Here is an 11,236-nt window from a genome sequence, read left to right as displayed (position 1 = left end):
CCCCCCCCCCCCCCCCCCGGGGGGGCCCCGCCGGGCCCGGGGGGCGGGCCCCCCCCCCCCCCGGGGGGGCGCCCCCCCCCCCCCCGGTTGGCGTGCGCACGCCGCAGCCTTCGTACCCGCGCGAGGCGGCCCGTTCGGGCGTCACCGGTGAAGTGACTGTCGAAATCAGCATTGCCGCCAATGGTTCGGTCAGCGACGTTCGCGTCATCCGTGCCCAGCCGCGCGGCCAGTTCGACCGGGCCGTGATCAACACCGTGCGCGAGTGGCAGTTCGAGCCGATGGACGCGCCCGCCAAGCTCACGCGCACCTTCAGCTTCCGCCCGTAACCGGCGCAAGGCGCAAAAAGAAAAGGCCCGGCAATGCCGGGCCTTTCTCGTTCCGGGGGTAGCGGCTATCAGGCGGAAACGGCCAGCTGCTCGCGGTGGTAGATGCGCACGGCGATCCACACCAGGATCCCCGCCATCGCCAGGCTGGCGCCAAAGCTCAGCGCGAAATCCAACAGTGCCACCACCTCGCCCCGGGCCAGCGCCATGATCAGCACGTTCTGCGACAGCAGCGGCACGGCCGACATCCACAGTTCGCCCTTCATCGGGTTGATCATCAGGATCACCGAGGGAAGCATGGGCAGCAGCATCAGCAGCGACAGGTAGGTTTGCGCTTCGCGATAGGACTTGGCGTACGCGGCCACGATGGTCTGCAGCGCCGCGAACACCATCACCAGCGGCACCATCAGCAGGCCGGCGCGCAGGATCAGGCCGGCGCCGAAATCCACCTTCATGCCCAGCCGGTCCAGTGGGATGTACTGGAACGCCACCGCGAACGCCACCAGGCTGAGCATCATGCTCACCATTGCGAAGCCGAAGGTTGCACCCAGCTTGCCCAGCACGATCTGGGCCCGCGACGCCGGATTCACCAGCAGCGGTTCCAGCGACTGGCGCTCGCGTTCGCCCGCCGTGGTGTCGATGGCCAGGTACATGCCGCCCAGGAAGGCGCCCAGCACCAGCAGGTAGGGCAGGAAGCTGAGCAGCTGCCCGGCGCGCTGCTGCGTGCTTGCGATGTCGCGTTCGGCCACCGCCACCGGCGTCATCACCGCCGGATGCATGCCGCGTGCGGCTACCCGCATCGCCGCCTGCTGCCGGGCGTAGCCCTCCAGCAGGCCGGTCAGCCGGGCCACCGGTGCACGGCCGTCCTGGTCGGAGCTGTCGAACAACACCTGCACCTGGGCGGTTTCGCCGGCGCGCCAATGCTCGGCGTAATCGGGCGGGATCATCAGCACCGCCCGCGCGTCACGGCTGCGGATGGCCGCGTCGGCATCTTCCGGCGCGGCCTTCACCACCATGCCCTGCTGTTCCAGCCAGGCCACGAGGTTGGGTGCGTTGGCGGCGCCCACCACCGGCACTTCCAGCGGCTTCTCGGCGCTGTCGAGCTGCTTGGTGATGATGAAGCCCATCATGATGGCGAAGAAGACCGGGCCCAGCAGCGGCCCCATCACCAGCGCGTTCACCACGGTCTTCTTGTCACGCAGGTTCTCGGTGACTTCCTTGAGGAAAACGGTCAGTGCCGGGTTCATGCCATCAGTCCTTCTTCGGTGCCGATCGCCTTGACGAAGGCGTCCTCGAGGTTCGACTCGCCGGTTTGTTCGCGCAGTTCATCGGGCGTGCCTTCGGCCACCACCTGGCCGCGGGCGATGATGACGATGCGGTCACACAGCGCCGCCACCTCCTGCATGATGTGGCTGGAGAACAGCACGCAGCGGCCTTCGTCGCGCAGCTGGTGCAGGAAGCGGCGCATGTTGCGCGTGGCCATCACGTCCAGGCCGTTGGTGGGTTCGTCCAGGATCACGTTGCGCGGGTCGTGCACCAGGGCGCGGGCGATCGCGGTCTTCACCCGCTGGCCCTGCGAAAAGCCCTCGGTGCGCCGGTCGATGATGTCGCCCATCTCCAGGGCCGCCACCAGCGCCTGCGTGCGCTGCGCAATCAGCGCGTCGTCCATGCCGTGCAGCCGGCCGAAGTAGCGGATGTTCTCGCGGCTGCTCAGTCGCTTGTACAGGCCGCGCGAGTCCGGCAGCACGCCCAGCCGGCGGCGCACGGCCTGCGGGTCGATGTTGGCGTCAATGCCGTCCACCAGCACCTGGCCCGAATCGGGCTTCATCAGGGTGTAGAGCATGCGCAGGGACGTGGTCTTGCCGGCGCCGTTGGGCCCCAGCAGGCCGGTGATCTGGCCGTCGGCGGCGCTGAAGCTGACGCCGTCCACGGCTTTGACCTTGCCGAAGGCCTTGTGCAGGTCACGGACGTGGATCATGGCGTGGCTCCGTTGTAGTCGATGAAGAAGGGCGTGCTGCCCAGCGGATCCAGGCACTTCGCATCCAGGCCCACGGGGTCGAGCTTGTCGACGAACTCCGCGGCCAGGCGCGGGGTGCAGCCGCGCGCCAGCAGGATGTGGCCCTGGCCTTTTCCCACCAGGTGCCGCGCCTTGCCCAGCGACGCGAGCACCTGCTCGGCGTAGCGCGGCGGCGTCACCGGGTCGAACTCGCCCGACAGCAGCAGGGTGGGCGTGTCGGTGACCAGCGGCTGGTGGAACTGTCCCGACACCGGCCCCTTGGGCCACACGCTGCACTGGTTCAGCGTTACGTTGACCAAGCTGTCGCCCAGCACCAAGTCCTGGTCCTGCGGCCGGGCCTGCATGCGCGGGGCGTCTTCGGCGCAGATCACCGACAGCTGCATGCCGTGGTTGATCTGCCCGGTGAGCGAATCGAACACCAGCGCCGCCTGCGCCAGCAGCGACTGCGGCCGACCCTTGGCGGCCTCGTCCATCAGCAGCGGCAGCAGCGCGGCGGTTTCCGGCGCATAGGCGAACAGCCGCGCGATCAGCGCCACCGTGCCCTCATCAAGCTGCATTTCGCGCGCGGCGTGGCTTACCGGGTCGCGCATCGCCACCATTGTCGGCGCGTCGCGCGCCTGGTCCAGCAGGCCGTGCAGGGTGGCCAGCGGGTCACCGAAGGCCTGCTTGCACGCGGCCTGGCCGCTGCACTGGGCCAGGATCTGCTTGAGCGCGGCCTCGAGGTTGATGGCGTGTTCGCTGCCCAGGACCAGCTCGGGCGGCACCACGCCGTCCAGGATGATGCTGCGCACGGCGTCGGGATGCTGGCGCGCGTACTCCTGCGCCATGCGGGTGCCGTACGAACCGCCGTAGAGATTGAGCTGGGGCGCGCCCAGGGCCTGGCGCAGCGCCTCGACGTCACTGGCGGCAACGGTGGTGGTGTACTGGCTGACGTCGGCGTCCAGGCTGTCCAGGCAGTCGCGTGCCAACTGCACCTGCAGTTCCGGTGTGGGCAGCTGGCTGGCGTCGAAGGCGTCGGGGAACTGGCAGGCCAGGCGGTTCGAGCCACCCGTGCCGCGTTGGTCCATCAACACCAGGTGCCGCTTGTCGCGCAGGCGCGAGAAGCCGCCGGCGATCGACGCATACGATTCCGTGGCCGACTGGCCGGGGCCGCCGGCGAAATAGATCACCGGGTCCGGCGCCGGTTCGGCCGCGCGCGACGCGGCCAGCGCGACCTTCAGGCTGATCTTGCCGCCCTCGGGCTTGGCGGGATCCTCGGGCACTTCGAGCGTGGCGCACTGGGCGCGCACGGTGGCGCCGGTGCCGGGCTGCGCAAGTTCGCAGTCGGTGAATTCAAGGCTGCCCAAGGTCCGCGCCGAAACCGGCAGGGACATCAGCAGCAGGGCGATCGGGATCAGTCTTCGCATGGTTACCTCGGTGGAGATGCGCGGGGTGTTGTGATTACAGACGGTCGTAAGCGGAAAACGTGACAGGCACGCGGCCCCGGCGAAGCTAGGCGTTGACGGCCAGCGCCTGCAGCGTGGCTATCTGGTCGGCGCTCAAATGGGTGGAGCCGGCGTCCATGCTGTGCGTCAGCTTCTTCCGGGCCAGCGCCAGCGCCGATCGCGCGTCGTCGCCGCGACCTTCGCGAACCGCCAGCGCGGCCTCCGCCAGGCGCCGCCGGGCTTCGTCCACCACGCCGCCCCGCGCGCGCGCCAGCCACTGGCGCGCCTGCTCCGACCGGTGCCGGTGCAGCGCTTCGAACAGCGCCAGCTCGATGGCCAAGGACTGCCGGAAGCCGTCGGGGTAGTCGTCCACCACCGGCTCGATCCGGTCCAGCCAGCCCTGTGCACCGGCGATGTCGCCTGCGTCCAGGGCGTTGAAGTAGCTGTACAGCCAGACGCCCACGTCGTACATCGTTTCGTCGCCGGTGATGGCCTGGGCGTGGGCGAGGGCATCGCGGTCGTAGTCGCGCGGACGCACGCCCGCCAGGCCCTGGCCCATCAGGGCGATCAGCCGTGCACGGCGCTCCACCATGGCCGGGTTGCGGCGCAGCTGCAGCAGCTGCATGCCGTCGGACATGAAGCCGCCGCTGCGCATCGGCACCGCGGTAACCACGAAGAAGCAAAGCGACAGCCACGCGGTGATCAGGCCCCAGGCGCCGACACGGCCGGGAAACGCCCAGAACACCCCAACGCCAGGGCCGCCAGCACGAGGCTGGCCAGGGGGCCGCCCACCACCAGCCGCGTGAGCTGGGGCTTGAGGGGCTTGCCCGCCACCGGCAGCGCGGCGGCCACGCCGCCCAGCGTGCCCAGGTTGAAGAACCACCGGAAGCGGACGCCGTCCTTGCCACGCACCCAGCCAAACGGCCCGGCGATGAACAACAGGAAGCGCATGCCGCGGCTCATGCCGCCGGCCAGGTGCCCGGCCTCATGGAACGCCAGCACGAACACCACGATCACCGGCAGCGCCAGCAGGTCCCAGCCCGACAAGGCCTTCAGGCTCAGGCTGGAGGGCACGTAGGCCATGCCGGCCTTGGCCACCAGGAAGCCGAAAGCACCGCCGGCCACGGCCAGCAGCAGGCCCGTGAGCACCTGGCGCCACGGGTTGTTCTTCGTCGGGACGGATCGGGCCATGACGCTTCTCCGGTATCAGGGGCGGCGGGGTTTACGCCGCGGCGGGGCCGGGGCGGGCTTGTCCACGGCGGCAACGTCGTTGGGATAGAGCGCGACCGTAAAGGCGTAAAAGCGGCCGTCCGCGGCCGGCTGCTTGGCGATGTCGTCGTACTCCATCCAGAACGCCTGCAGCCGGGCGTAAAGCCGCTGCGCCTGTTCGGGCGACAGCTTGAGCACATTGCGGTAGGCCATCAGTGCGCCCGGGTCTGGCGCCCGGCGCCGGACATCCAGCTGCCCGGCTTCGATGCCGCGGCTGATCTCCACCCGCGTCTGGTCGAACACGAAGCCCAGCAGGGCTTCGGTGCGCCGCCGGTCGGGCTTGTCGCCCGTGCCAAAGGCGGCGGTGTCGAGCCGCAGGTCGCGGGCGACGGCGCGGTAGTGCTTCTCGACAATGCCCGACACCAGCCGCGTGCGCTCCACGAAAACCAGCCCGTGCTTTTCGAGCTGGCGCAGATGGTAGTAGAGCCGGGTGGTCGGGCAGCCCAGCTCGGCGGCCAGGGTTTTGGCGGTCTTCGCTTCGGGCGCCAGCGAGTACACGATGAACGATCGCACGGGGTTGGCCAGCACCCTGAGCAGGGCGGGGTCGATGCGGGCCGTGTCCTGGATGGTGCGCCGCGCGTTGCGTTCAGCCATATCAAAAGCCCAAAAGCATTCAACACGTTTGAATGCTAACGCCGGCCCGGGGCGGCGGCAAGCCTGACCAATGGCAGGGGCCGGTGCTGCGGCCGGCGCCGGGGCTTACTTGCTGCTGACGTATTTTTCGCGACGTACGTGCGGCACCGGCAGGCCGGCCGTCTTGAGCACCTCGAACGCGGCGTCCACCATGTTCGGGTTGCCGCACAGGTAGGCGATGTCGCCTTCGGCATCGGGTGCGAATTCGGCCAGGATGTCCTGCACGTAGCCCTTGCGCACGTCCGGGTGCGGGTCGGCCGGCAGTTCGCGGCTGAAGCAGGGCACGAAGCGGAAGCCGGGATGGCCCTCGGCGAACGCGCGGAAATCCTCGCCGTAGATCAGCTCCTCCGGCGTACGGGCGCCGAACAGCAGCACCACCTCCACGCCACGCGACTGCATCATCGCGTGCAGCTGCGGCAGCATCGCCCGGTAGGGCGTGACGCCGGTGCCGGTGCCGATCAGCAGGTAGCGCTTGTTGGTGTCGGCCGGCACCAGGCAGAAGCGGCCGTAAGGGCCGCTGGCCTGGATCTGCTGGCCCTCGTCCAGGGCTTCAAACAGCGCCGTGGCGGCGCCACCGGCGACATAGCTGACCGCGATCTCGATCGCTTCACCCGGGGCCATGGCGTGGTCGTGCATGGTGGCCAGCGAGTAGCTGCGCTTGGTCGGGGTGCCGTCGGGATAGTTGAAGTGCACCTGTACGAACTGGCCCGGGATGAAATCCAGCGGCTGGCCGTCGTCACGCGCGAAGGCGAGGTGGCGGACGGTCGGTGCCAGCATGCGGCTGCCAACCAGGCGAAGCGGGAAGTGCACGATGGCCAAACGGGAACTCCGGAAGTAGGAAACACTGTAGCGCCGAGCCACCGGAGCCCGGGGCGGGAAGCGCCATATAATAAGCGGCATAGACCCCCGGCGCAGCGCCGGTGCGGTCCAGGAGTCCCATGCAAACCCAGCCAGCGCTCGAGATCACCGATCTCACCAAAACCTATGCCACCGGCGTACAGGCCCTGAAGGGCGTTTCGCTCAGCGTCGCCCCCGGTGACTTCTATGCCCTGCTCGGCCCCAACGGCGCCGGCAAGTCCACCCTGATCGGCGTCGTCAGCTCGTTAGTGAACAAGACGGCGGGTGAAGTGAAGGTGTTCGGCATCGACCTGCATGCCCACCGGTCCGAGGCCATGCGCCAGATCGGCCTGGTGCCGCAGGAAATCAACTTCAACATGTTCGAGACGCCGTTCGACATCCTGGTCAATTACGCCGGCTTCTACGGCCTGCCCCGCGCGCAGGCCCGGGAGCGCGCGCACGAGGAGCTCAAGCGCGCCCAGTTGACCGACAAGGCCAACACCATGTCGCGCACGCTGTCGGGCGGCATGAAGCGCCGGCTGATGATCGCCCGCGCCATGATGACCCGCCCGCGCCTGCTGATCCTGGACGAACCCACCGCCGGCGTGGACATCGAGATCCGCCGCGGCATGTGGAAGACGCTCAAGGAAGTGAACGCCGCCGGCACCACCGTCATCCTCACCACCCACTACCTGGAGGAAGCGGAGAACCTGTGCCGCAACCTGGCCATCATCGACAAGGGCCGCATCATCGAACAGGGCCCGATGAAGGCGCTGCTGGCCAAGCTCGACGTCGAGGGTTTCCTGCTGGACGTGGAGGGCGTGCTGCCGCAGGTGCTGCCGGCCATCGAAGGCGTCACCCTGGTGCGCCAGGACAACCACACCCTGGACGTCGAGAAACCGCGCGAGATGGACCTCAACCGCGTATTCGCCGCCCTCAACGACGCCGGCATCCCGGTGCGCTCCATGCGCACCAAGTCCAACCGCCTCGAGGAGCTGTTCGTGCGGCTCACTGGCCAGCCGGAGGCCACCGCGTGAGCAACCCCAACCTGACCGCCCTCAAGACCATCGCCCGGCGCGAAGTGGCCCGCATCCTGCGCATCTGGGGCCAGACCCTGGTGCCGCCGGCCATCACCATGACGCTGTACTTCCTTATTTTCGGCGGCCTCATCGGCAGCCGCATCGGCACCATGGACGGCATCGCGTACATGGACTTCATCGTGCCGGGCCTGGTGATGATGGCCATCATCCAGAACGCCTACGGCAACATCAGCTCGTCGTTCTTCGGCGCCAAGTTCGGCCGCCACGTGGAAGAGCTGCTGGTCAGCCCGATGCCCAACTGGGTGATCCTGGGCGGCTACGTCACCGGTGGCGTGCTGCGCGGGCTGATGGTGGGCGCCATCGTGATGGTGATCGCGATGTTCTTCACCCCCGTGCGGCTGCCGCATCCATTCATCACGCTGGCCACGGTGGTGCTGGGCGCGGTGATCTTCTCGCTGGCGGGCTTCGTCAACGCGGTGTACGCCAAGAAGTTCGACGACATCGCCATCGTGCCCACCTTCATCCTCACCCCGCTCACGTATCTGGGCGGCGTGTTCTATTCGGTGAAGCTGCTGCCCGACTGGGCCGAGGCCGCCACCCACCTCAACCCGATCTTCTACATGGTGAACGCGTTCCGCTACGGCCTGCTGGGCCAGAGCGACGTGTCCATGGTGACGGCGTTCGCGCTGATGGGCTTCTTCGTCGTCAGCCTGGGTGCGTTGGCCCTGTGGCTGCTCAAGCGCGGCGTGGGCCTGCGCAGCTGATACGACGCCCCGGCCAGCCGGGGCTCAGGCGCCCCGAACGGGCAGCCGGAAGAACGCCGCCGCCACGGCGGTGGTTGCGGCGGCGGTGGTTTCGAACGCTTCGCCGCGGTCGCGCGCCAGCTCCTCGACGATGTGGCGCAGGTACATCGGTTCGTTGCGACGGTGCGCGGGCATCGGCCGCACGGTGCGCGGCAGCAGGTAGGGCGCGTCGGTTTCCACCATCAGTCGGTCGGCCGGGATGTCCTTCACGAACTCGCGCAGGTGCTGGCCGCGGCGCTCGTCGCACAGCCAGCCGGTGATGCCGATGCAGTAGCCGGCGTCCAGCGCATCGAAGCATTCCTCGCGGGTGCCGGTGAAACAGTGCACCACCGCCGGACCGAGGCGGCCGCCGAAGTTCTTCATGATGGCCATGAAGTCGGCGTGCGCATCGCGCTGGTGCAGGAACAGCGGCAGGCCGGTGTCGGCGGCGATCTGCAGCTGGCGCTCGAAGGCGCGGCGCTGGGCCGGACGCGGGGAGAAATCGCGGTGGTAGTCCAGGCCGCATTCGCCCACCGCCACCACTTCGGGCTGCGCCAGCAGAGCGCGCATTTCGGCGTCGGCTTCGTCGGTGTATTCCACCGCGTGGTGCGGGTGCACGCCCGCGGTGGCGAACAGGCGGCCCGGATGCGCCCGCGCCAGCTCCAGTGAGCGCACCGAGCCGGCGCGGCTGGCGCCCGTAACGACCAACTGCGCTACGCCCGCATCGGCGGCGCGCATCAGCACGGCGTCCAGGTCGTGGTCGAAGCTTTCGTGGCCCAGGTTGGCGCCGATGTCGATCAGGTCCATGCTGGGTTCCCGGCTTGAAGGCGGCCATGGTACCCGGCGCCGGTCAACCGTAGCCGTGCCGCGGCGTTATGGCGGTGGAGTCCTGCAGGAAAACGCTCATGTCCCACTGGCCCATGCGCCCGACTGAAAAGCCCCGGCGGTTTTCGATGGCCTGGCTGGGCCTGAGCGCCGTGCTGCTGTTGCCGGCCGCCACCCCCGCGCGGCCGCTGCACGATTTCGCGCCGGTGGACGCCGGCGCCCGGCAGCTGGTGCTCGATTACGGACTGCCGGGCGCTTCGCTGCGGCTGTCGCGCGGCGGCGTGGCGCTGTACCGGGAAAACTACGGTGCCTACACGGGCAGCGAGCGGCTGGCGATCGCCTCGGCCAGCAAGTGGCTGTCGGCGCTGACCCTTGCGCGCCTGGTCGAACGTGGCGACCTGCGCTGGGACAGCACGGTGGGCGACTTCTTCCCCGCCGCGGCGCCGGCGATGCGGCCGATCACGCTGGCACAGCTGTTCTCGCACACCAGCGGCATCACCGTTGCCGACATTCCCTGCCTCGCCGACCGCCAGAAAACCCTGCAGGCGTGCGCGCTGGAAATCCTGGCGGTGCCGCGCGTGGCGGCGCCGGGCACGGTGTTTGCCTACGGCGGCAATTCGATGCAGGTGGCCGGCGCCATGGCCGAACTTGCCACCGGCGAAAGCTGGGATGACCTGTTCATCCGCGAAGTGGCGCAGCCGCTGGGGCTCATCAACACCGACTGGACCGCGGGCGCCGTGCGCGACGGCTACGTGCGCAACGCCAACCCGCGCATCGGCGGCGGCGCGCGCTCGACCCTGGACGACTACGGCCGGGTGCTGGACATGCTGCTGGCCGGCGGCCTGCACGAAGGCAGTTCGTTCCTGCGGGCCGACACGCTGGCGACGATGGCGTTCGACCGCACCGTCGGCCTGGTGGTCGGCTACACGCCGGTGCCCGGCTACGATTTCGGCTACGGCATCGGCCAATGGGTGGAGGCCAGGGACGCGTCCGGCGCCACCTACCGCGTATCCAGTCCGGGCGCCTTTGGCTTCACGCCGTGGGTGGACTGGCGCAGCGGCAGCAGCGGCGTGATCGTGGTGTCGGGCGACGGTTCGCGGATGCGCGACGACCTGACGGCGCTGGAGGGCCTGTGCCTGCGGCAGCTCGATTTCGTCCGGACGACGAACGCTGCCCACAAACCGTCTGCAGGGGCCGCGCCCGCGGCTCATCCCGCCGCGGCGCCACCGCTGCCGGCCAGCCCGGCGCGTGCGGCACCGCCGCTGCGCCCGGCGCTCGACGGCAAGGGCCGCGCTCTCTAGCCTAGCGGGGTGAGTCCCGTATCCACGCGCCCCGATTTTCCGATCGCCGAACTGCTGCCGAGCCTGCTCGACAGCCTCGAGGCGCATCCGCGCCTGGTGCTCGAGGCGCCACCGGGCGCGGGCAAGACCACGCAGGTGCCGCTGGCCCTGCTGTCGGCACCGTGGCGTGGCGACGGCCGCATCCTGATGCTCGAGCCGCGCCGCGTGGCCGCGCGCGCCGCCGCCGGCTTCATGGCCCGGCAGCTGGGCGAAGCGCCCGGCGACACGGTCGGCTACCGCATCCGCTTCTAATCCAGGGTGAGCGTGCGCACGCGGGTGGAGGTGGTCACCGAAGGCATCCTCACCCGCATGATCCAGGACGATCCGACGCTCGAGGGCGTGGCGGCGATCGTGTTCGACGAATTCCACGAGCGCCACCTGGCCGGCGACCTGGGCCTGGCGCTGGCGCTGGACGTGCAGTCGCAGCTGCGCCAGGACCTGCGGCTGCTGGTGATGTCGGCCACGCTGGACGGGGAAAAGCTGGCCCGCTTCCTCGACGCGCCGCGGCTCACCAGCGCCGGCCGAAGTTTCCCGGTCACCACGGCGTATTTCCCCGCGCGCCGCGACGAGCCGGCCATCGCCCAGCTGCGCCGCTGCGCCGGCGAGGCGCTGGCGAAGCATCCGGGCGACCTGCTGGTCTTCCTGCCCGGCCAGCGCGAGATCGGCGATGCGCTGGCGGCGCTGGGCGACATCGCCGGCCAGCACGGCGCGGTGCTGCTGCCGCTGCACGGCGAGCTGCCGGTGGA

General features: G+C 69.5%; 12 protein-coding genes and 1 pseudogene. 5 read left to right on the top strand and 8 right to left on the bottom strand.

Going from position 1 to position 11,236, the window contains the following annotated elements:
- Positions 1-326, top strand: a 326-nt coding sequence (locus tag K0M70_RS04615) for an energy transducer TonB (protein WP_290779898.1), incomplete at its 5' end; no start/stop codon positions are given.
- A 68-nt stretch (positions 327-394) separates the two neighbouring features.
- Here the strand turns inward: K0M70_RS04615 and K0M70_RS04610 are convergent.
- The 7 genes from K0M70_RS04610 to K0M70_RS04580 all read right to left on the bottom strand — a co-directional run bounded on the left by K0M70_RS04610 (position 395) and on the right by K0M70_RS04580 (position 6,485).
- The gene (locus K0M70_RS04610; protein WP_290779896.1) at positions 395-1,570 is read right to left on the bottom strand and encodes an ABC transporter permease; all 1,176 of its coding nucleotides are present in this window, start codon (positions 1,568-1,570) and stop codon (positions 395-397) included.
- Positions 1,567-2,301: an ATP-binding cassette domain-containing protein gene (locus K0M70_RS04605; RefSeq protein ID WP_290779893.1), complete on the bottom strand. Its 735-nt coding sequence runs from the start codon at positions 2,299-2,301 to the stop codon at positions 1,567-1,569. Before K0M70_RS04605 ends, K0M70_RS04610 begins: the two co-directional genes overlap by 4 nt.
- Positions 2,298-3,746 (bottom strand): alpha/beta fold hydrolase, encoded by a 1,449-nt coding sequence (locus K0M70_RS04600; protein WP_290779890.1) that lies wholly within the window; start codon positions 3,744-3,746, stop codon positions 2,298-2,300. The genes K0M70_RS04605 and K0M70_RS04600 overlap by 4 nt, the downstream gene beginning before the upstream one ends.
- Before the next feature lie 85 nt (positions 3,747-3,831).
- Positions 3,832-4,509: a hypothetical protein gene (locus K0M70_RS04595; RefSeq protein ID WP_290779888.1), complete on the bottom strand. Its 678-nt coding sequence runs from the start codon at positions 4,507-4,509 to the stop codon at positions 3,832-3,834.
- Positions 4,467-4,955: a hypothetical protein gene (locus K0M70_RS04590; protein ID WP_290779885.1), complete on the bottom strand. Its 489-nt coding sequence runs from the start codon at positions 4,953-4,955 to the stop codon at positions 4,467-4,469. The genes K0M70_RS04595 and K0M70_RS04590 overlap by 43 nt, the downstream gene beginning before the upstream one ends.
- 15 nt (positions 4,956-4,970) lie before the next feature.
- Positions 4,971-5,627, bottom strand: a complete 657-nt coding sequence (locus K0M70_RS04585) for a helix-turn-helix domain-containing protein (protein WP_290779882.1) — start codon at positions 5,625-5,627, stop codon at positions 4,971-4,973.
- 105 nt (positions 5,628-5,732) lie between these two features.
- A complete protein-coding gene (locus K0M70_RS04580) occupies positions 5,733-6,485 on the bottom strand; it encodes an FAD-binding oxidoreductase (RefSeq protein ID WP_290779879.1) in 753 nt (250 codons plus the stop codon).
- 119 nt (positions 6,486-6,604) lie between these two features.
- Here K0M70_RS04580 and K0M70_RS04575 point away from each other — a divergent pair, with 119 nt between their 5' ends.
- Together K0M70_RS04575 and K0M70_RS04570 are read left to right on the top strand one after the other, a co-directional pair.
- Entirely contained in the window at positions 6,605-7,540 is a 936-nt protein-coding gene (locus tag K0M70_RS04575) for an ABC transporter ATP-binding protein (protein WP_290779877.1), read from the top strand.
- Positions 7,537-8,307 carry an ABC transporter permease gene (locus tag K0M70_RS04570; protein WP_290779875.1) on the top strand — a complete coding sequence of 257 codons (771 nt, stop codon included), beginning with the start codon at positions 7,537-7,539 and terminating at the stop codon, positions 8,305-8,307. Before K0M70_RS04575 ends, K0M70_RS04570 begins: the two co-directional genes overlap by 4 nt.
- A 24-nt stretch (positions 8,308-8,331) precedes the next feature.
- Here the strand turns inward: K0M70_RS04570 and K0M70_RS04565 are convergent, their stop codons facing one another.
- Positions 8,332-9,132, bottom strand: coding sequence for a TatD family hydrolase (locus K0M70_RS04565; protein ID WP_290779873.1), 801 nt, complete (start codon positions 9,130-9,132; stop codon positions 8,332-8,334).
- A 98-nt stretch (positions 9,133-9,230) separates the two neighbouring features.
- Here K0M70_RS04565 and K0M70_RS04560 point away from each other — a divergent pair, with 98 nt between their 5' ends.
- Together K0M70_RS04560 and K0M70_RS04555 are read left to right on the top strand one after the other, a co-directional pair.
- Positions 9,231-10,451 (top strand): serine hydrolase domain-containing protein, encoded by a 1,221-nt coding sequence (locus tag K0M70_RS04560; RefSeq protein WP_290779872.1) that lies wholly within the window; start codon positions 9,231-9,233, stop codon positions 10,449-10,451.
- 42 nt (positions 10,452-10,493) lie between these two features.
- Positions 10,494-11,236: pseudogene (locus K0M70_RS04555) on the top strand (DEAD/DEAH box helicase); the annotation flags it as partial.

Source organism: Arenimonas sp., assembly GCF_019459675.1.
In the GTDB taxonomy this organism is placed as follows: Bacteria; Pseudomonadota; Gammaproteobacteria; order Xanthomonadales; family Xanthomonadaceae; genus Arenimonas.
The sequence above is the reverse complement of the archived record's forward strand: the minus strand, read 5'-3'. Positions and strand labels throughout refer to the sequence as shown.